This window comes from Flavisolibacter ginsengisoli DSM 18119 (assembly GCF_900129295.1).
In the GTDB taxonomy this organism is placed as follows: domain Bacteria; phylum Bacteroidota; class Bacteroidia; order Chitinophagales; family Chitinophagaceae; genus Flavisolibacter; species Flavisolibacter ginsengisoli.
Map to the genome: position 1 here is coordinate 102,140 of NZ_FQUU01000009.1, position 22,018 is coordinate 124,157.

Genomic DNA, 22,018 nt, shown 5'->3' on the forward strand with positions numbered 1-22,018 from the left:
CTTTTTTGTAACTACCTTCATTTATCTAAATTGATTTAATGAGAATAGGTATAGTTTGTTACCCTACGTTTGGGGGTAGCGGTGTATTAGCAACAGAATTGGGAAAGGCGTTAGCGCAGCTTGGGCACCAGGTGCACTTTATCACTTACCAGCAACCGGTAAGATTAAATGGATTTATTCCTAATATATTCTACCACGAGGTACAGGTTCCAACCTACCCTTTGTTTGATTATCCTCCGTATGAAACAGCACTTGCCAGCACCATGGTGGACGTGATAAAAAATAACCATTTGCAATTGCTGCATGTGCATTATGCCATTCCACATGCTTCCGCAGCCTATATGGCAAAGAAGATCTTAGAACAGGAAGGGATACATATTCCTTTTATCACCACATTACATGGTACTGATATTACCCTGGTGGGCAGGGATAAAATGTATGCACCCGTTGTTGCTTTTTCTATCAACCAGAGTGATGCCATCACGGCCGTATCGCATAACCTGAGGGATGAAACATTTACTCACTTCAAAATAGAAAAGAACATCGAAGTGATCCACAACTTTGTAGATGTACAAAGGTTCTCACGAAAACCTATAGATGCTTTTAGAAAGGTGATTGCCCCTGAGGGTGAACGCATTCTTTTACATGCTTCCAATTTTAGAAAAATTAAACGTGTAGAAGATGTGGTGCTGATATTTAACGAGGTGAAAAAAGAAATACCGAGCAAATTGTTGTTTGTGGGTGATGGACCCGAAAGAGGCACTGCAGAAGAATTATCGCGTAAGTTGGGTATATGCGATGATATTCGCTTTGTTGGAAAGCAGGAACAAATGGAAGATATATTAGCCATTGCAGATCTGTTCCTGTTGACATCAGAATATGAAAGCTTCGGATTGGCAGCTCTTGAAGCTATGGCTTCGGGTGTGCCTGTAATATCTACCAATGCGGGTGGTTTGCCTGAAATAATGATACAAGGCGTTACCGGTTATATGGGTAATGTGGGTGATGTTGATACTATGAGTAAACAGGCTATTGATATTTTGAAAGATGATGACCGATTGCAACAATTTAAGGCCAATGCATTTGAGCAGGCGAAAGCCTTTGATATTTCAAGCATTGTACCCATGTATGTGAAATTGTATGAAGAAGTGTTGAGCAGTGTGATGGTATGAAAAGGTTTTAAGTGAATGCCTGGTTTTGTTTCACTAAAATTCACTAACCAAATATATTATAGAATAGCCTCCTGGTGGAGGCTATTCTGGCTTTATAGATGTAGACTGTTAAGAGACAAGATTATGGATTCACCACGAGCATACTGGCTATCTTCTTAGCCACGGCTGGGGGTTCACATTCTGAGATTCTATCATGAGCATGAAGTCGAGCTGGCCTCCACTGCCATCATCAGCTTGAGCAGTTCTTCCGATAGCCTGGCCTGTACGCACATTATCGCCCCTGCTTACTGAAGCACTGGAAAGATTGCTGTATACAGTAAAGTATTTACCATGGCGGATCATCACCATCATTCCATCACCGGTATTGGATACAGCACTTACTTCACCATCAAACACTGCTTTAACGGTAGCACCTGCATTGGGAGTACTTATGGTAATACCAGGGTTATCCATACTGAGGCCCTCCACCCTGCTGGTACCAAAAGGAATACTGACATTTCCATTATCTACCGGCCAGGGAAGACTACCCCTGTTACTTGCAAAATTGGCCGCCAGCTTAGCCTGGCCTTCATTCAATACCAGGTAATCCTGTTTTTTAGCGGGGGCAGACTTTTTTACCGGTGCTGAAACGGTACCAGAAGATGCGTTAGACTTACTGGCATCTGCTTCCTTTTTCCGAATGGCAGCCAGTCTTGCTTCTTCTTCCTTCTTTGCCTTTTCTATCTCACGGCGCACAATAGCCGCAATCTGACCCCTTAATATCTTGTCACGTTTACGCTTAATGGCCATTTGCTGTGCCAGGTCTTTTTCCTGCGACTTTAGCTTAGATACTACTGCATCCTTTTCTTTTTTCTGAACCTCCAGTGATGCCATTTCATGGCGTTGGTTCTCCAATGCAGATTTCTTTTGGGATTGCTTGCCTAATAGTTGTTGCTTACGATCCTGTATCAGCTTTTGGGTTTCTTCAATATTTGCTACCTGCTGCTGACGGTAAGAACGGTAAGCTTTGAGATAGGAAACCCTCTTTAGGGCATCATTAAAGCTACTCGCAGAGAAAATAAAGTTCAGGTAGTCATAGCTGCTTTTATTCTTATAAGCATAAACCACACTTTTGGCATATTCTATCTTGAGGGTATCCAATTGTTTTTGCAGCCGGTTGATCTCAAGGTTACTTGTATAGATATCCCCGGATATAATATTGATTTCTTTATTGATATTCGCAATGAGCCTGTCCTGCAACTCCAGTTTACGTTCCAGCATCCTCAGCTTTGCCAAATTAGCCTTGGTTTGACCTTTGACCTTACTCAAACTATTTTGTAAATCCCTGATCTCCTGTTGAATTTCCTTACGTTCACTTTCCATTTTGGCTTTGTCGGCGGATTGTGCGAAGCCACTGTGAACGCAGAAAAAAAGAATGAATACAAACAGAAGTTTTTGCATGGCCGGTCTTATTAGGATTGTATCTAACGCTTTCAACTAAAATAAATTTTAATTACGATCATAATTTTTAGGTATGGAGAATGGGAAACTCACCTGTTCATTCAATTCGTACTGTTTAAAATCAAGAATGATATCCAGGCGTGTTTTCTCCGTTACGCTTACTCGTCTTTTGGTTGAAAATAAAAAACCTTTTTTGTTTTCATATTCACTGTAGTTAAGATCAGCAGTTCTGTTCCTGGCTATATTGACATCATCAAGCTTCAGATGCAGCAGGCTATTATTGCCAGCATCAAGTGTAGCGAGGTTTTTAAACCAGTTGCCTATACTCAATAAAGTGATCGTATTATTCTTTTTAGAAAATGCCACTACATTAGGATCAATATATACAGGATTGCCTATGATAATATCCTGCAATGTAAAGAGGTCAAGGGGTAGTGATGTTATCTCCTGCAGGTAGTCCACACTGCGGGCAGTATAAGTCTTTTCCAGCTTATTTAAGAGTTTGACCGAATCCTTTGTAATGAGCACTCGCATAGCTTCAATGCCCAATAAGGCATTGGCAGAGATCCAGATAGCACTATCCCTATACATTCTGATATTGGCATTGATGTTATACTTCTTACCATCGCTGCCTTCATAATCAATGTTTACCTTACTGGTGAAAGTATTATACTGGATTCTGTTAGCATTGATCTCAGAAACCATTTTCCGGAAGTACTGCATTGAATCTTCCCTCACGCCCTGCAGCACAACCTTTGCTGAAGTATCTTTTTTTGAAATGGCCGTTTGTATCTTTTTAGTGGAACGACAGGAAGCTATCAATACAATAGAAAGTATAATAATTAAAAGTCTGTGCATTCATTAATTTTTTCCGGTTGAACCAAAGCCACCTTCACTGCGTGAAGTTTCCGACAATATCTCTACCTGGTGCCAGGAAATCTTTTCTATCTTTTGAACCACCAGCTGTGCGATCCTGTCACCATGTTGTATGACCTGCAGTTCACCTGACAGGTTTATCAATAGAATCTTAATTTCTCCCCTGTAATCACTGTCAATTGTTCCAGGTGTATTCAGGCAGGTCAATCCTTGTTTAATGGCCAGCCCACTTCGTGGCCTTACCTGTGCTTCAAATCCCTGGGGCAATTCTATAAATAATCCCGTTGGGATCATTTGCCTTTCCATCGGTTTTAATACCATTGTGCCTTGGAGATTGGCCCTGAGATCCAGCCCTGAAGAACCTTCCGTAGCATAGGTAGGTAAAGGATTGGAAGATGTATTAATGATCTTAACTGCAATGCTCATTGTTTCAAAGATAGGTTTGGGAGGTTCCAAAGATGTTAAATAGTTTCCAATAAAGCTGAGGCATAGGCAACCACACCTTCTTTCCGGCCCACAAAACCCATTTGCTCGGTAGTGGTGGCTTTTACTGAAATATCTCTTTTCCCAATGCCCGCAATAGTAGAAATTACCTCTTGCATCTGTTCTATATAAGGTTTAATCTTTGGCTCCTGGAGGCATAAAGTACTGTCGATATTTATAACGCGGTAGCCTTCAGCCCTGATCAACTCAATGCTTTGCTGCAACAATATCTTGCTGTCAATGTTTTTATATTGCTGGTCTGTATCCGGAAAGTGCACGCCAATATCACCCAGGCAAGCTGCACCCAGCAAAGCATCGCAAATGGCATGTAATAAGACATCAGCATCGCTGTGCCCAAGACCTCCTTTATGATAAGGTATTAAAACACCACCTATCCATAATTCCCTGCCTTCTGCCAATTGATGAAAATCAACTCCTAAACCTATACGGATGCCCATATTATTTTTTGGCAAATGTAGGAAGGCTATGTGATGATAATACGACCTGCTCAATAGACAATTACCGCTACTGTACCTGGCAATAAATAAAAAAGCGGCCTGAATAAACAGAGCCGCTTGTATGATTATAATGATTTCTTATTATTCTGTTGTAGTTCCTTCACCACTAAGATCAAATACAAGTGAGAAACGAAGTGTATTGGCTAATGGGTTTTGGTTCACACCACTATTAACAGGAATAAGGTAAGAGAAGTTCAATCCAAAAACATTGTACTTGATACCTACACCTGTTGTAAAATAACGGCGGTTACCCTTTGTTTTATCTTCATAAAAATAGCCGGCACGCAGTGCGAACTGGTTATTATACCAATATTCTGCACCTAGAGAAGCCTGGAATTCTTTGATCTCTTCAGACATGCCGCCTGGAGCATCTCCAAACGAACTAAACCAGCTACCAACTACACTCTTGGTCCGGTAGTTATTAAAGTTGATCGTATCCTGTTGTGTTGGCGGATTGGAAGGTACTGGTGGAGTAGGAACCATCAATTTATTCAAATCAACACCAAATGTGATCTTATTGCTTTCATCTATGACCTTAGTATAAGTGGTACCAATGCCAAAGTTGGCAGGAATGAAATCTTTCTGTTCTGCATTATCCGTGTAAGATATTTTTGAACCCAGGTTGGTCAATGCCAATCCAAAGGCCCATCCCTGGCCAGCTTCAGTAAGTGCCCTGTAATACAAACCAATATCACCAGCTACAGCACTTCCTGCCTTATATGTATTGCCATTGCCACTGTAACCACTGGCAAGATTGGAATAGATATATTTTAATCCAACACCTATACCCATCTTTTCAGAAAGCTTACGGGAATACCCAAGGTCAAATCCAAATTCGCGTGGATTTGAAGTATTTAAAGGATTGCCATTATTATCGGTGAACTGGATACTACCTAAATTGAAATAACGCAATGAACCAGAAACCGCCTGGTTTTCGTCTAATTTATAATAACCGGCTAGTGAAGCCAGGTACACATCATTAACCAGTTTTTTCAACCATGGAGTGTAGGTTACATTCACACCTGCTACCGATTCATTAAATGGAACTTTTCCGAGATTGAAAAACGAAGCACTTGCATCAGGACTGGTAGCCAGTGATAATTCACCCATTGCACCTGCCCGGCCATCAGGTGAGATTCTTAAAAAAGGTACAGCGGTGGTTACAACATTAATTCTTTCCTGGGCATATGTGGGAAGGACGCCTGCGATCAATAGCGTAAGAGCAGTTGTCAGTCGTAATGCAGTTGATTTCATAGTTCTTGTTTATAAAGTGCGTGAAAATATACAGTTTTGGTTATAAAAGGAAAATGTTTGGTTGTTTATACAGCTAAAGAATGACGAGTCGTTCCCACTTTTCGGCCGTAGTTCCATATGATGTTCTGATCTTAATACGGTATACATAGACACCTCTTCCTAATTTATTACCGTACTCATCCCGGCCATCCCATAGAATGTCATTGGAACGGTTTCCTTCAGAATTTATTGTCTGTGTGAGGGTTTTTATAAGCTTGCCACTGATGGTAAAGACCTCAACTTTAGCATACAGATCTTCGAATGGATGGTTATGTTCAAACCAAAAACTGGTGGAAGTAGTAAAAGGATTAGGATAATTCAATACGTGTTCCAATTTTAGTTCACCTGTTGCAATGACAGTAAATTCCAGTACATATTCGCTGGAGTTATTGGTAACATCCCATGCTTTTATTTTTAATGTATGATGCCCCGCAGCAAGTTCAGGTAATTGAAAGCGAACAGTTCCTTTTTGGAAGTTATCTAGGTCTGTTTCATAAAAGTTGTTTAATACATAGTATTTATTGTTATCATTATCCAGGGTAGCTACCAGGTCATGGCCTATTCCGGAACTTACCGTATTAATACCAGATGAATCCACCAGCTTCACCAACAATATAGGTATTGCATTGGTAATGCTGCCATTGACAAACTTTTCATCATTAAGATAAGCCCTGATCTCTGGTCCCTCGTGATCTTTATTAGCTGTTGTATCTATTCCACCTATGATAACATTAGAAGAATAGCCACCTCCCCCTATGTTACCATTTTCCGCATAGAGACTTAGCTTACCCTTTCCATATTGGTAATTAATATCCTTTGGCAGCCTGAAGCGAAAAAAGAAACGCCCATTCTCTACTGAAGCCTTTCCTTTAAAAAGAATGTTGGCCTGCTGTGTAAAACCTACGGGAAAACTACCAGGGTCATTGCCAAGAGTAGTAATGGTTTCCGGCTTATCAAATAAAGATAAATAAGCTGTACCACTAAAGCTGCTTAAAGGATCATCATGCAGGTCAGTAATAAAGCCTTCGACAGACACAAACTCTCCGGCACTTAAAGTATCTATGGAGCCCTGGATATCCCTGCCATTAATGGCTTTGACTACAGGTTTCAATTCCGGGAATCCCAAACGCATGGCCGGATCCCCTAGTAATACAAACTTCCTGTTATTAATCACATCTCCGGAATTTAAATAGGTGAAATTCTTGGCATCCATTAAGGCTGCTCCCAAAGATTTGTAATGACCATTGCTATCAGGTTTAAGGGCTGCCTTGAGGTAGTTTTCATTAATGATCCTGTTGCTATAGGCAAACACTACCCTTGATGTGGTCATTAACCCTATTCCACCTGTTTTAGGCCTCACAAGAATATTTTCTCCCAGGGAGTTTACCAGTGGATTATCATAAGGCGCAAAATCACAAGTAGCCGTAATAAACAAGGGCAGTTTAGTTGAGTTTTCCCATTTATTAACTATAGACTGGTCAAGCACCACTTCTTCTGCCAGCCTTTGAGACCCTCCATGTCCGCTATAATTCCATATCAGGGTGCCAGTATAAATGGAATTGTCCACCTGGATGTTGGCTTGTGGATAACGCCCTCCTGCTGACCCACTCTCCTGCCTGAATGCATCAAGGTAAATCTTCTGTGTATTAAAAAGGGGAGCTTCAGTAGCGATGGCAGTTGCAAGGGTTTCAGCATCCTGCAGGTGCAGGTTATTATCCTCATCGTCCGCTACAAGGTCTATATTATTTCGCCAGGGACCCAGGGAGGCAGCGGAATGATAAGTGAATACCTTTTCTACAAAATTCTTTGCTTCAACTAAATTCTTTGCAGGTACTCTCCCAATTCCAATATCAAGGGTATTGATGATCAAACCCGAGTTTATATCCTCATTCTCATCTAAAAAACCGTAAAAATCATCTGATGTATAGGTGCTCAAAGGATCTAAAGAGGAATTACTTTCATACACCGGAACTAAGGCCGTATTATTAGGTACCCGGTTTTTATAATCGAAAGATCCTTTCCCAAAAAGTAAGAGATACTTTCCGGAATCTTTCCAGGAAGTCCTGTAACGGTCATAGAACATCTTGACGAAATTGCGCAACGCAGACGGGTCAGGAGATCCACCAGAGAATTCATTGTATACCTGCTCTGTAGTAACCACAATGGTCTTTAATTGATCATGCTGCTCATGAAATGCCGCTAAACGCTTTGCTTCGGACAGGAATTCTGGGGGAGTAATGATGAAATAGTCCGCGGGACCGCTAGCATGAAGGTTTTGATTGGCCACCTTTCCTTCCACCAATGGCGACAAATAATTATTTGAAAAGGCAAAATATTCTTTTAATTGTATGGCATCATTCGTAAACCACAATTGATTACCTGATAAGACACTTTTCATAGTTACGGGCTGGGCCATGTCGGTAACATCCCAAACCTGTGTACGCGCATCTGTATTGGATATTACATATTCAACAGAAGGTGTCCCTACACTTCCCAGGTCTCTGAATGGCAATTGTCCGGAGGGGGGCATTTCCAGGCTGCGCCGGTAAAATAGTTCAAACCAGTTCAGCCATCCCTGGCTATTGAAACTCCCGGGCGTAAAGTTGAGTGTCACAACCGGGTTGGGAGAGGCAGTGAAATTATCTTTTTTCTCCACCTGCTGGGCAAAAGGGTCTAAGATACCAGTACCTACTCCTGGAACAGGTATTTGTTGGACAGGTATGCCATTTACAGATATTGAAAATGATGAGCCAACGTTTAAAGAACGGGCCACTACATTAGATGTTATCCTTGCAGGTTGGCCTGGAATAATGCCTGGTATGGCAATATTATAGTTTAGTGCCAGGGTTTTACCCGGGGCGTTGGCCATTTCTTCTCCAAACCATTCCTTACCACTTGCCAGGAAATTGATCGTGTCAAGCTCATGAAAATAATGGTCATCAAATGAACTTATAGTCTTCTGTGGAACAGGAGAACTGATTTGCTGTTTGACCCTTTTACCAACTCCACCTACAGTGATAAAAAAATAAGCCTTATCGCTGTATAGGTTCTTAATATGGTGATATTGCCCGCTAGTGGAATCCAGTGACCACGGGTTGGGACCCCTGGTATAGAATAATATTTGATCCTGGGCATCAAACACTCCATCTCCTCCATCATTAACCATAATGGCTATTTCCTCCAGGTCGTCAATTGAACTTCCGGCATTTGATTCCGGAAGCATACCTCCCCCATTCCCAAAAATTCTTACCTGGCCAGAGGGGATGGAACCCTGGATGCCTAAAGCTGCCAGGAATGAGGGGTCAATCTTATAAATTCCCTCCCTGTCAACGCTGAATTTATACCAGTTTCCAGTAGCTAAAACAGATGAAGATTTGTACGTTCTTTGGGCCTTTACCCATAGCATTGAAGCTGTCAAAACACTCAGGATCAGTAGCTTTGGAATGGAGAACATGGTGGTGGCTATCGTAGAATTAACATGTAAAAAACGTAAAACCCCTTAAACAATTCATATCATTCTATCTATATTCGCACATCTGTCTTATAAAACTATTTGGGTTTACAATAATTCCAATCAGATGGCGTTAAAGTTATTCCAAACAATGGTTAAACCAAGGCAGACACATGAAAAATCCATGTGTTCCTTTAGAAAGACAAAAAACGCAACCATGCAAGTAAGAAATTTTTTAATCCTATTATCCTGTGCCGCAGCGCTCACCTCGTGTAAAAACGGCCTATTCGGCAAAAACAAAAAAGACAAATCCGATGTAACAGGTTGGAACTACAATGACAAAAACCAGGGTGGCTACCAGGTAGCTAAATCCCAGGAACAGGGCCTTGGGCCAGGTTTGGTGTTTGTTCAGGGTGGTACCTTTACTATGGGTCAAACTGAAGAAGACGTGATGGGCAACTGGGATAATATCCCCCGCCGGGTTACGGTTCCATCATTTTATATTGACCGTACCGAGGTAGCCAATGTGCACTACCGCGAGTATATCTTCTGGCTTAACAGGGTTTTCAATCCGGAAGACGATCCCAACAACCAAAAAATAATTGATGCTGCTCTGCCCGATACGCTGGTATGGCGTAGCGAGTTAAGCTATAATGAACCGCTGGTTGAATATTACTTCCGCCACCCCGGTTTTAATTACTATCCAGTAGTAGGTGTTAGCTGGAAGCAGGCCCACGATTTTTGTCTTTGGAGAAGCGATAGGGTTAATGAAGGTATCCTGATGCAAAAAGGATATGTTTCTACCCAGGGCGTACAGGGTCAGCAAGGACAGGAAAACTTTACTACTAAATCTTACTTACTTGGACTTTACCAGGCTCAGCCAGGCAAAGGAGCTACTTCTAAAAAGAATCCTTTAAAAACTCCACAGGGCACGCCGCGTACAACGGTGACTATGGAAGATGGTTTATTATTACCTGATTACCGTTTGCCCTTTGAAGCTGAGTGGGAATATGCAGCCTATGGTTTAATCAATCAAAACCCTCGTCCTTCTACCAAAGAAGGTAAAAGAGGAGAGGAATTGCAATCCAATAAGCAGGTTTACCCTTGGACGCATAATATGAACTCAAGTGGCTTGCGTGATACGAAACATGGCAGCTGGCAAGGTCAGTTCCTGGCCAACTTTAAAAGAGGATCAGGTGACAATGCTGGTGTGGCTGGTGGTTTGAACGACCGTGCAGTTTATACCTCTGAGGTAACTTCTTTCTATCCTAATGGTTTCGGCATATACAATATGGCTGGTAACGTTAGTGAGTGGGTGGCTGATGTGTACAGACCTCTTACGGGTCTGGATGTTGCAGGCAACCAGGATGATGTAGCCCCTTACCGTGGTAATAAATACCAGAAACTATATGTTAAGGATCCTGCTGCTACTGATCCAAACGAAAGATATGAAAGAGACAGCACAGGTCGTGTAAAGATGACCGATGTAACTGACGAAGAAAGCAAGAACCGCCGTAACTACCAGCGTGGTAACGTTATCAACTTCCTTGATGGTGATAGCCTGTCAAACGCTTCTTATGGTTATGGAGTTACTACCCTGATCTCTGATAAGTCAAGAGTTTATAAGGGTGGAAGCTGGAATGACCGTGCCTACTGGCTGGTACCAGGAACCCGCAGGTACCTCGAAGAAGACCAGGCGTCCAGCACCATTGGATTCCGTTGCGCTATGGATCGCATGGGTAGCCCTGAAGGCAACAAGAGGAAAACCGGTAACTTCTGGAAAACTAAAAAGCAAAAAAGATAATCCTGAAAAACATCATAGACACCCCTTCCAGTCATACTGGAGGGGGTTTTTTATTCAATAGACTTTCACCTATTACTTTTGCCAAATGAATATAGAAGAACTATATACTCTATACCTGCAAAATCCTTCTATCCAGACAGATACCCGCAAACTGAAGAAAGGAGATTTGTTTTTTGCCCTGAAAGGTCCAAGCTTTAATGGCAACGAGTTCGCGGCCAAAGCCATTGATGCAGGCGCGTCTTATGTTATAATAGATGATCCAAAGTATGCAATGGACCGTACCATTGTAGTAGGCGATGTATTGAAAACATTACAGGAACTGGCACGTCATCACAGGTTACAATTTGATATACCTTTTATAGCCATCACAGGCAGTAATGGCAAAACAACTACAAAAGAGCTGATACATGCTGTTCTATCTTCTTCTTTTACAACCTATACTACAGAAGGCAATCTAAACAACCACATAGGTGTTCCACTAACAATATTAAAGATCAGGAAGGATGCTCAAATGGCTGTAATAGAAATGGGAGCAAACCACCAAAAAGAGATAGATTCCTATTGCCAATATGCAATGCCTACGCATGGATTAATAACCAATGTAGGAAAGGCACACCTGGAAGGTTTTGGCGGTGAAGAAGGAGTTAAAAAAGGTAAAGGCGAACTATTTGATTATTTAAGGCAGCATAAGGGAACTGTCTTTATAATGTCAGACTATGATTACCTGCAGGAAATGAGCAAAGGAATACCTGTTGTATATACTTATGGAACAAAAGAGGCTCAAGTAACAGGTAATATTTACCAGACAGACCCTTTTGTAGCGGTTCAATTTAGCAAAGGCTATGAAGGAATAATACAAACTCACCTTGTAGGTAGTTACAACCTGCCTAATATATTATCGGCTGTGGCTATAGGCCATTACTTTAAAGTACCACCTGGAAAAATAAGAGCTGCCATTGAAAGCTATATGCCTTCTAATAGTCGTTCACAATTGATGCAAAAAGGGAACAACCAGATCATTTTGGATGCTTACAATGCAAATCCCAGTAGCATGAAGGCAGCCATTGAAAACTTTGGCAGCATGAAAGCGGATGATAAGGTGCTGGCCCTTGGAGCTATGGCCGAGTTGGGAACCAGCAGTATAAAAGAACATGAAATGCTAATTGAACAAATCCAAAAGTACCCCTGGAAAGATGTCATCCTGGTTGGTGGCGATTTCATGCAAATAAAACACCCTTTTCATCAATTTACTTCGTCAAAAGAAGCGGGTGAATGGATGAAAGGAAAATACAAAAACGCCTGCCTGTTGATCAAAGGATCAAGGAGTATTCAAATGGAGAAAGTATTAGATTATTTATAATGATCATGTCCACTGAAATACCCCATAGGAATTATTTAATTACCATAATTACCTGTCGTTGCCCAAGATGCAGAGAAGGAAAACTTTTTAAATACCCCCTCACCTTTCGCTTTAACAAAAACATGGAAATGAATGAAAGCTGTCCTGTATGTGGACAGGTGACAGACATAGAAGTAGGATTTTATTATGGTACAGGATATGTAAGTTACCTGGTTGCCTTATTGCTCACTGTTATCAGTTTTATTTTGTGGCTATTGATCATTGGATTCTCTTTTAAGGATAGACGTTTTTTATATTGGATCAGTTTTAATTCCCTATCTCTTTTATTGCTACAGCCCTGGCTCATGCGTTTTGCTCGTAGCTTATGGTTATCCTGTTTTGTAAGTTATGATCCTGAATGGCCTGATCATAAACCTGATGACCCAGAGCGTGTCATTAAGGAACAAATGAATAATTGGTAGTTATCCAATCAAAATAAAGCAGGTCCTGTAGAAACAGGACCTGGATATGTACATTTAAACATGCACATGAGAAAAATATCTTAATGCTGCAAAATTACCTTATTGTCCCGGGAGGAATTAAAACTAAAATCACAAAATTTTACCTCTTTACATGATCCATCTCATCAATTAATTGATACCAGAAATGAAATTAGTGATTATGTAGTTCAGGAGCTTTCTAGTGTAAGGAGAAACCATCATATTAATTGATAGGTGGTCAAATGCCATTATAGGGAATGCAGCAATAGATGGATTTAAATCTATCTTAAAGATGGAAACCAACAGCTAATGTTCCAGAAAATAACCGAATCAAATAAACTGGTTTTAAACAAACCAATGGATATAGACATGATCTATTATTCAGAACTGGAAGAATGGTACACCACGAATGCATTCAGAAGTTTTAGCGTTAAATATGTCGTAGATAATTGCATATATTATAAGATAGATGGGAAAGAACATGCTGTGAATGCAGGCACTTATATGACTGCCTGTAAATATGATAATGTATATGCTTATAATAAACTGCCTATAAAAAGTATCTGTATTGACATTTGTCCTGATACAGTTTTAGAGACCTTCACTGTTCTTACTACCGGACACGAAGATTTTGATAACTTTCTTTCCGGGCACTTTAAATATCCTGAGTTTTTTGAGAGCCTGCATTCGGTAACCAATACTACCATTGGTGCAAAACTCCAGCAACTACTTTCCAGGATAGAAAAGGAAAAAACGCCTGATATCAACAAGGAATGGTTCATGGACCTGTCAGAAAGGATCATCTACCAGGAATATGGCAATTACCTGGCACTAAACGAAATAAATTCTGTGAAAGCAACTACCAGAAAAGAAGTGCTGCACCGATTGCAGCTGGCTAAAGAATTTATGGATTCCAACTACCTTGAGATAGCAGAGATCAAGGAAATTGCAGATCACTGTAACATGTCAGAATACCATTTCTTCCGCAGGTTTAAGGAAGTGTATAAAAAAACGCCTTACCAGTATATCACTGAACATAAAATGCAGAAAGCCCGGCAACTTTTATCAGAGAAGAAACATACTGTTTCTGAAGTAGCCCTTCTTTGCAGCTTTCCTGATGTATTTACTTTTAGCAAAAGCTTTAAAAAATTCTTTGGCATCCCTCCTTCCCTGGTAAAATAGCATTGTAGGATATTTTTCCTGTATCAGAAAAGATTACAGATCTCCGCTTATATACTTCAACCACCTTCAAAAACAAGCAGGCGGTAGAAACCGCCTGCGACTACTTAATAATTTTTTTATCTATTGACAGACTGAGAACAGTCTCTCGCACATGAGAATAATTCAATAACAAATTAAGATATTTATCACCCACTAATTGGTCATGATATGCGAGGCATGAAGTATCTGTTTTGAAACGTGAATAACCTTAATAAATGTGTATACGAATGAATTTGAATTTGCACTTTGCAAGAAAAAAAGCAGTGATCTTCCACTGCTTTTTTTTGATTCCTCCATTCAACAAATGTCATGCATTCAATATCCTGGATTTTGTTGTTCTCTTATTGCGGGGTTTGCATCCAGTTCTTCCTGGGGTATTGGCAATATCCGTCTAAAACTATTGGCAGCAATAACAAGTGGAACATTTCCGGGATAGTTACCAGCCAGGTTTACCCTTACAACGTCCATATTATACCTTGCCAGGTCCCAATAACGATGCCCTTCAAAAGCAAGCTCCTTTCTCCTTTCCAGAAGTATATCCGATAAGAGTGCAGCTCCTGAAGATGAATAGCCAGCAAACGATGGATCTCTTTCTTTAGCTACAGCATTTAGATAATCAAGAGCAAGCGATTCATTTCCTGTCTGGTAGGCAGCTTCTGCAGCAATCAAATAAACTTCCGACATCCTGATAACCTTGTATTCATCCTTATCTGCAGATCCTGCATTTGGAAATTTATTTACCACTTTAGCGTTGGCACCCCTGGTTGGACTTCCTACTACTATCAGATCTTTTCTTACATCTGTATTACTGTAGGTATTATACAACGATTCAGTTGCCAGGGCATCTCCATATCCATTTTGATCATAGAAATAAGCAAGGGATGAATTGCCTGCATTATTATTGGCATCAAATACCACTTCGAACAGGACCTCCATTTTATCATTCCGATCTTTATTGTTTTCCCAGAAAGACAATACCTCGTTCAACTTCAACAAGGAATAACCGCTGTTATTGATCACATCTTCTGCTGTGTTTAAGGCCTTTGGCCAGTCACCTTTATACTCATATACCCTGGCAAGCAATGCCTTTGCGGCATATTTTGTAAAAAATCCGGAGGATTTCTCAATGGTCAACAAACCTGTTGCTTCGGTAAGATCTTTCTCTATCTGCGCATAGACCTCTTTTAGCGTATTCCTTGGTGGCTTCACTATTGGATTATATTCAAGTATTACAGGCACTCCAGGAGCATTAGGATCTACTGTGTATGGCTTAGCAAAATGCCTGGCCAATTCAAAATACATAAGGGCCCTGATAGATAGCGCTTCTCCCCTTATTTGATCAATTTCTGCTGTCCCCTTCAATGGACTATTTATAACATTATTGGAACGAAGTATCGTACTATAGGCAGATTCCCAAACACCCTGTGCATTGGAATTAGTGACAGTATAATTGACCTGGAAAAAATCAAGGTAACGATTACTGTTAACCGTGGAAATATATACGTTATCTGCAAGCAGATCGGCAAACAAGGGAATAGTTCTTCCATATAGATTTACACTTCCCAGGTTTGCATAGGCCCCGCTCAATGCCGCTTTCATGTCAGATACATTGGAAATTGCTACATCTGAACCTATACTATCATAAGGTCTCAGGTCAAGGAAATCCTTTTTGCAGGATGTGATGACCAATCCAATCATCAATACTCCCAACGTTGCAGCTTTATTGAAATAACTTCTTGTAGTCATATAGAAAGATAATTTTATTATAAAAGAATGAATACCCTATAACTGGATGTTAACTCCTACTGTAAAAGACTTAGGTATAAAGAACTGCAGGTCGTTAGCACCATTGATGCCTTGCTCGGGATCCATAGTTATGTTTTTATCAAAAGTCTTGGTCCACAGGTTGGTCCCACGCACATATAAGCTGAATTGCGAAAGCATCAATTTTTCTGCAATGGAAGCAGGCAAATCAAATCGCAACGTGAGGTTTCGCAAGCGTATAAAATCACCCTTATAGAAGTACCGGCTTGATGCAGCGTTAGATGTTGTTGAATTAAAGAAATCATAGCGTGGTACATCTGTTATATCACCAGGTTTCTGCCAACGCTGCAATTGTTTGCGGTTGTGGTTCAAGGATGCAAAAGCTCCATCGCCTGTAAATAAAAAACCCCATTGATCATACAGCAAATTGCCGTATTGGTAGTTTAGCTGGGCATCAAGACTTATAAATTTATATGACAACGTGGTATTGAAGCCACCGAAACCCTTTGGTGATGCTGAACCAATAATGGTGCGGTTAGCCTTACTGAAATCAGAGGTAGTTTCATTCTTGCTCTCATTTGTATACCATAAAGGATCACCAGTCTGTGGATCAGCACCGGCCCATAAACGCGTGAATATGGATTGTACATCTTCACCCACGCGGATGATATATGGCAATGAGCGTATCTCTGTTTGGCCTTCTCTCAGGCGGGTTACCTTATTCTTATTCCAGCTTCCGTTTAAAGAAAGAGACCAGGTAAAATCTTTAGTTTTAACAGGTGTGGCATTCAAAGTAACCTCATATCCCTTATTTTCCATTGCACCCACATTGTTGTTGAATGAAGTAAACCCACTGGTAGGAGATAATGGCTCATTGAGCAACAATTGGTCTGTTTTCCTTTTGTAATAATCAGCTTCAATAGAGATTCGATTCTTTAGCAATCCAATTTCAATACCGATATCCAATGGTTTGTTTTGCTCCCATGTAAGATCAGGATTGCCAACATTATTAGGAAAGCTTGCAGGCAAACTATTATAGGTGCCAGTAAAAGAATAGGTTGCACGCCAGTTGTAATTACCAATTCCAGCATTACCATTAACCCCATAAGATCCCCTTAACTTTAACAGGGAGATCACATCAACTCCATCCATAAATGCTTCCTGGTCAATATTCCAGGCTGCTCCCACACTCCAGAAAGTGCCATAACGACTATTTGCTCCAAACCGTGAAGAACCATCCCTGCGCAGACTTCCGGATATTGTATACTTATTTAAAAAACTGACATCAGCTTTTGACAACCATGAAACAAAAGAATAATCAGATCCGGCAAATACAGGTGTCAATGGAGTGACTGGTGAAGGATATTTAATTGATGTTGTTAAAGGAAATCCATTCCCGGAACCATTCTGTGTCAGCAACTGTGATTTCTGAGCCTCATAACCACCTGTTACATGAACATCCAGTTTATCCCGGAGCGTACGAAAGCTATAATCTGCAAGGTTGGTCCATACCCAATTGAATAAACGGTTGTAACTATTAAAGAATAAGCCTGTAGTGGCTGGATCATTGGTGGAATAATCACCAAAGAAAGGATTGTAATAGGCATTCTCTTCAATATTACTATAGTCTATACCATACCGTGAGGATATCTTCAAATTATCCAGGATCTTAAACTCGCCATTTACTGAGCCTAATAATTTAGAGGTTTGATTATGAAGCCTGTCATATTTTCTTATGGCCAGTGGATTAAATATCTGGTTGAATATTGCAGGATCATAATTAGGTGTGCCGTCAGCATTATAAGCTTCAAGTGTAGGAAGTAAGGCCATCCCGGCAATGATTGGGTTTCTGAAATTGGAGCTTTCCGATTCGCCTTCCTGGTTAAAAGAAGATAGATTTAAATTAGAACCAATTGTTAAACGTTTACTCACCTGGTGCTTCAGGCTTGTATTGAAGCTATATCGTTTGAAGCTTGACCCAATGATCTCGCTTAACTGTTTGAAATATCCCCCCGAAACAAAGAACTGGGTTTTAGCATCTCCGCCAGAAGCAGAAAGATTCACCTGCTGTTGTTGTCCTTTTCTTTTCACAAGATCAAGCCAGTTATAATTCGCTGTTGAGTTGTAGCCCAATTGTCCTAATATATCTTCCACATCAGCTTGTGTACCTCCAACATGCAGAATGCCTTCTGTCGTCAACTCTTTGAATTCATCTTTTGTCAATGGCTTCGCCAGGTCAGGGAAGTACGCTATATCATTTTTCCCAAATTCTCCATCCACCCTTATTTTGGTTTTACCTGCAGCACCCTTTTTAGTGTTTATAAGTATCACCCCATTTGCTGCACGGGATCCATATATGGAAGCAGAAGATGCGTCCTTTAACACACTGATGCTTTCAATATCATTAGGATTTATTCCGGCCAATAGATTGCTCGAATTGGTTGCATTGGAAAAATCTCCAGTGTTCACCGGAATTCCGTCAATCACAAATAAAGGGGAGGATGTGGCATTGATAGATCCTATTCCCCTTATTCTTATTTCCTGGAAGCTTCCGGGTTGACCACTGGGTGATACTGATTGCAAACCAGCTATCTTTCCCTGCAGCATTTGATCTACAGATGGCATTGGGATATTTTCCACCGCACTACCGGATATCTTGCTTACAGCCCCGGTCACCTTTCTTCGTTGCTGAGTGCCATAGGCCACAACAACTACCTCATCCAACCCGGTTTTGACACCCGGAACAAGAGCCACGCTATAATTGGACTCATTGGTAAGGGCCACTTCCCTGTCACTAAGACCTATATAAGAAATGACAAGTGCTGTAGCATTTGAAGGAAGTGATAAAGAGAATGATCCATCTGCGGAAGTGCTTGTTCCAATGTTGGTACCCTTAACAATAACTGAAGCATTGGCAAGACCGTTACCCTTGTCATCTGTAACTCTGCCGCTAATATTCCTGGCCTGGGCCATTACCTGCATACTAACAAGGAACAATCCGAAGCATAGTAAAAATAATTTTCTCATCAGCTTTACATTTAACTGCAAGACCAATAAAAGCAGGATATTGCTTCAGTAATTGCTGATTGAAATAATGAAGCATGAATATTAAAATGTAAAGCCCTGAAAATAACTTCTGAAGTGACGACCGATTTAACAATAGAATATTCGTTTAAAGCAGAAAGAATAATAGTAAAAATGCAGGCTCCTATTTAGCCAAACTGTTTCTACTACCCACCTGCACCTTGTAGCCGGTGCATTTAACCATGATAGTTTCCGTTCATCATTTTAGCAATCATTGACAAACGCTTTAAAGGTTTAATATATAATTTACGAAACAAATCGTGGATCATGGAAGCACTAACAACTATGAAGAAAAAGAAAACCCGCCTGGTCGTACGGAAAGGCAATGAGAACATTGCTTTAAAAGTGGAAGATATTGCCTTTATATACAGGGATAATACCATTATTGTTGCTGTGGACAAAGAAGAGAAAAAGTATCTCTGCGACAGGAATCTTTCGGCTCTTGAAGAAGAATTGGATGAATCCATGTTTTTTAGGGCTAATCGCAAATACCTGGTTAATATTCAATATATAAGAGGATTCAAAAGCTTTGAGAAAGTAAAGCTGGAAGTCAGCCTGTTAATACCTACCTGCAATCATAGCATCATAATCAGCCAGGAGACAGCCCCTCTCTTCAAAAAATGGATCAACGAGGAATAGCTCGTTATGGGCTGGAAATCTCCCTCAGCTTCCGTAATGGGAAGATTTTTATCCAATATATTATATTTTTATTTACAGCCTGGAACACGCCCTTTTGATATAAATGTCAGTCTGCCAACCTACTTATCAACTGAATGGCTTCTTCTGTGCTTATCCCTATCCACCCCCTATCTACTCCCTAGCTACTGTATAGATACTGCGTGATGATCACGCACTATCTATAGCGCAGGTAGGCAGGAAGTCGGGAGAAGGTAAGGAGGAGGTAGGGAAAAGTAATAACATATACAGAACGAAAGAACCTACAGTTTAACTTATTCATTTAGGTGGGAACTGAAGAGTGTTATAAACCTCCTTTTTGCCCACACTACACCATTGGTTATAGGTTTTAGCCCCTTCGGCACGCTGCGTCTGCTAAAACCTACAGGGATTACAAATAAAGTGTAAATAAAAGAAGCCCGCCTAAGCTTTTGCTTAGGCGGGCTTTGGCGGAGACTGAGGGATTCGAACCCTCGATACCCTTTAGAGGTATACACACTTTCCAGGCGTGCTCCTTCAACCACTCGGACAAGTCTCCTGTTATTTTGAAAGAGGCAGCAAATTTAGGCTTTAGAGCTATAGCTTGAACAGCTGCCTGGCATTTTCTGTGGTTATTTCTGCAACCTGGTCTAAACTTAGACCGGTAATGTCAGCCAATTTCTCAGCAACAAGCCTGGTATAGGCAGGCTCGTTGCGTTTCCCCCTGAAAGGAACCGGGGCTAAGTAAGGGGCATCTGTTTCAAGGATCACTCTTTCGATGCCCGTCTTTTCCAGGATCTTATCCAACCCGCCATTTTTAAAGGTAGCTACTCCCCCTATTCCCATCATAAAATGGGTATCCATTAAAGAAACAGCTTGCTCATAAGTACCGGAGAAACAATGAAATACTCCTTTCAATGCTGGATATTGCCGAATAACCTCTATACATTCGTCGGTGGCATTGCGGGAATGGATGGCAATAGGAATGTCATATTGTAAAGCCAGTTCTACCTGGGCATGAAAGCATTGGAATTGCTGGTCAGTATATGTTTTATCCCAATAAAAGTCCAGTCCTATTTCACCGATAGCACAAAATTTTCTTCTCTGGAGGTATTCCCTAACGATGGCCAGTTCCTTTTCAAAAGTTTCATTAACGGAACAGGGATGCAACCCTATCATTGCCAAACATTGGGTATACGTAGATTCCGTTAGCAACATAGCCTCGTGCGTAGTGCTGTCAATAGCAGGCATAAGGATAGAGTCTACCCCAGCCTCTAAAGCTCTTTTAATACAATCATCCCTGTCACTATCAAATTCTTGCAAATAAATATGGGCATGAGTATCAATCAAATACATTGTAAAGAAGAATTACAGGGCAAAACTGGTTAAAAAAAGATTAAGAAGGTTTTAAACTTACAGCAAAACTACCGTTCTTAGGTGTGTTAAAAGGCCGCAATCAAAACTAAGTCATGAAAACTACTCCTTTCCTTACCCGGGTGATCACTTTAGCCTACCTGGCAGTATTTATAATCTCTGGTTGTAAAAAAGAAACCAGCAGTTCTAATCTTACTTCTCAACAGGAAGAAGAAATAGCCAGCTTTTCCGCTGAGTCAGAAACTAATAACGAAGTGATTTTCAATGATGTATTTGATAATGTCCTTGGTGTGAATAATGAGGTGGGAATGGCCGGGCTGGGAGTTTTTGGCAGGAAAAGTAATACACTCACAGGAGGCCGTGAGTCGGGTATGGATTCCATTACCTGTTATACCATTTCAATAACCCATTTAAATGCTCCTGATATATTCCCTATGAAAATAGAAATTGATTTTCGTGGCGGATGCCAGGGAAAGGATGGCCATATAAGATCGGGTAAAATGATCAGCACCTATACTGGTCGCTTAACCATACCTGGGAAATCAGTAACTACAGTATTTGAAGGGTTCAGGTTTGATAGTCTTACCGTAGAAGGCATTCAAACGATCACTAATAGTACAAATGCAGGCTCAATCAGGAGACAATTCACAATTGATATTAAGGATGGAAAACTTACAACTCCTTCGGGCTCCTATTCTGCCTGGACCAGCCACCGGGTAATTACTCAAATAGAAGGAAATGGGACCCCGGACCTTCCCCTTGATGATATTTTCTCCATTACCGGGAATGCCCATGGAAAGCTAAAACGTGGGGATATTTTAAATGCCTGGCAATCCGAGATCCTTGATCCATTGATCAAGAGGTTCACCTGCCACTGGATATCCAAGGGTACTTTGAAAGTGTGGAGAGAAACCTTACAAAGCACATCCCCATGGGCAGGAACCCTGAACTATGGAGACGGAACCTGTGATTACATTGGGATGCTGACCATAAATGGCATTTCACGGACTGTGAAGCTTCCTCATTAAATTATTTATTGACAAAG

Annotated in this window: 16 protein-coding genes and 1 tRNA gene; 7 read left to right on the plus strand and 10 right to left on the minus strand. The window is 40.8% G+C overall.

Annotated elements, in window-relative coordinates; all coding sequences use genetic code 11:
- The first annotated feature begins 38 nt into the window (after positions 1-38).
- Positions 39-1,172, plus strand: a complete 1,134-nt coding sequence (gene bshA / locus BUA53_RS11725) for an N-acetyl-alpha-D-glucosaminyl L-malate synthase BshA (RefSeq protein ID WP_072835562.1) — start codon at positions 39-41, stop codon at positions 1,170-1,172.
- Between the two features lie 147 nt (positions 1,173-1,319).
- Here bshA and BUA53_RS11730 read toward each other — a convergent pair whose 3' ends face one another.
- From BUA53_RS11730 to porU, 6 genes are all read right to left on the minus strand, one after another.
- A complete protein-coding gene (locus BUA53_RS11730) occupies positions 1,320-2,612 on the minus strand; it encodes a murein hydrolase activator EnvC family protein (RefSeq protein WP_072835563.1) in 1,293 nt (430 codons plus the stop codon).
- A 48-nt stretch (positions 2,613-2,660) separates the two neighbouring features.
- Positions 2,661-3,470, minus strand: a complete 810-nt coding sequence (locus BUA53_RS11735; RefSeq protein ID WP_072835564.1) for a lipoprotein insertase outer membrane protein LolB1 — start codon at positions 3,468-3,470, stop codon at positions 2,661-2,663.
- A gap of 3 nt (positions 3,471-3,473) precedes the next feature.
- Complete coding sequence (gene dut, locus BUA53_RS11740; protein WP_072835565.1) at positions 3,474-3,914, minus strand: dUTP diphosphatase; 441 nt, start codon at positions 3,912-3,914, stop codon at positions 3,474-3,476.
- Between the two features lie 35 nt (positions 3,915-3,949).
- Positions 3,950-4,429 (minus strand): 2-C-methyl-D-erythritol 2,4-cyclodiphosphate synthase, encoded by a 480-nt coding sequence (ispF, locus tag BUA53_RS11745; protein ID WP_072835566.1) that lies wholly within the window; start codon positions 4,427-4,429, stop codon positions 3,950-3,952.
- Between the two features lie 141 nt (positions 4,430-4,570).
- Positions 4,571-5,743 carry a type IX secretion system outer membrane channel protein PorV gene (gene porV, locus BUA53_RS11750; protein ID WP_072835567.1) on the minus strand — a complete coding sequence of 391 codons (1,173 nt, stop codon included), beginning with the start codon at positions 5,741-5,743 and terminating at the stop codon, positions 4,571-4,573.
- A 73-nt stretch (positions 5,744-5,816) separates the two neighbouring features.
- Entirely contained in the window at positions 5,817-9,236 is a 3,420-nt protein-coding gene (gene porU, locus BUA53_RS11755) for a type IX secretion system sortase PorU (protein WP_072835568.1), read from the minus strand.
- A gap of 214 nt (positions 9,237-9,450) precedes the next feature.
- Here porU and BUA53_RS11760 point away from each other — a divergent pair, with 214 nt between their 5' ends.
- The 4 genes from BUA53_RS11760 (at position 9,451) to BUA53_RS11775 (ending at position 14,058) form a co-directional block, all read left to right on the plus strand.
- Positions 9,451-11,037 carry an SUMF1/EgtB/PvdO family nonheme iron enzyme gene (locus BUA53_RS11760; RefSeq protein ID WP_072835638.1) on the plus strand — a complete coding sequence of 529 codons (1,587 nt, stop codon included), beginning with the start codon at positions 9,451-9,453 and terminating at the stop codon, positions 11,035-11,037.
- Between the two features lie 85 nt (positions 11,038-11,122).
- Positions 11,123-12,397, plus strand: coding sequence for a UDP-N-acetylmuramoyl-tripeptide--D-alanyl-D-alanine ligase (locus tag BUA53_RS11765; RefSeq protein WP_072835569.1), 1,275 nt, complete (start codon positions 11,123-11,125; stop codon positions 12,395-12,397).
- Positions 12,398-12,525: 128 nt separating this feature from the next.
- Entirely contained in the window at positions 12,526-12,858 is a 333-nt protein-coding gene (locus BUA53_RS11770) for a DUF983 domain-containing protein (protein WP_245793101.1), read from the plus strand.
- A gap of 327 nt (positions 12,859-13,185) precedes the next feature.
- A complete protein-coding gene (locus tag BUA53_RS11775; protein ID WP_072835570.1) occupies positions 13,186-14,058 on the plus strand; it encodes a helix-turn-helix domain-containing protein in 873 nt (290 codons plus the stop codon).
- Positions 14,059-14,412: 354 nt separating this feature from the next.
- Here the strand turns inward: BUA53_RS11775 and BUA53_RS11780 are convergent, their stop codons facing one another.
- Together BUA53_RS11780 and BUA53_RS11785 are read right to left on the minus strand one after the other, a co-directional pair.
- On the minus strand, positions 14,413-15,843 hold the full coding sequence (locus BUA53_RS11780; RefSeq protein ID WP_072835571.1) for a RagB/SusD family nutrient uptake outer membrane protein: 1,431 nt from the start codon (positions 15,841-15,843) through the stop codon (positions 14,413-14,415).
- Positions 15,844-15,879: 36 nt separating this feature from the next.
- Positions 15,880-18,888 carry a SusC/RagA family TonB-linked outer membrane protein gene (locus BUA53_RS11785; protein WP_084080032.1) on the minus strand — a complete coding sequence of 1,003 codons (3,009 nt, stop codon included), beginning with the start codon at positions 18,886-18,888 and terminating at the stop codon, positions 15,880-15,882.
- A 324-nt stretch (positions 18,889-19,212) separates the two neighbouring features.
- Here BUA53_RS11785 and BUA53_RS11790 point away from each other — a divergent pair, with 324 nt between their 5' ends.
- A complete protein-coding gene (locus BUA53_RS11790) occupies positions 19,213-19,584 on the plus strand; it encodes a LytR/AlgR family response regulator transcription factor (protein ID WP_072835573.1) in 372 nt (123 codons plus the stop codon).
- Positions 19,585-20,067: 483 nt separating this feature from the next.
- Here BUA53_RS11790 and BUA53_RS11795 read toward each other — a convergent pair.
- Together BUA53_RS11795 and BUA53_RS11800 are read right to left on the minus strand one after the other, a co-directional pair.
- Positions 20,068-20,158: transfer RNA gene (locus BUA53_RS11795), tRNA-Ser, on the minus strand.
- Positions 20,159-20,196: 38 nt separating this feature from the next.
- Positions 20,197-20,955, minus strand: coding sequence for a TatD family hydrolase (locus BUA53_RS11800; RefSeq protein ID WP_175546066.1), 759 nt, complete (start codon positions 20,953-20,955; stop codon positions 20,197-20,199).
- A gap of 113 nt (positions 20,956-21,068) precedes the next feature.
- Between BUA53_RS11800 and BUA53_RS11805 the strand changes: the two genes are divergently transcribed.
- Positions 21,069-22,001 carry a hypothetical protein gene (locus tag BUA53_RS11805; protein WP_072835574.1) on the plus strand — a complete coding sequence of 311 codons (933 nt, stop codon included), beginning with the start codon at positions 21,069-21,071 and terminating at the stop codon, positions 21,999-22,001.
- Positions 22,002-22,018 lie beyond the last annotated feature (17 nt).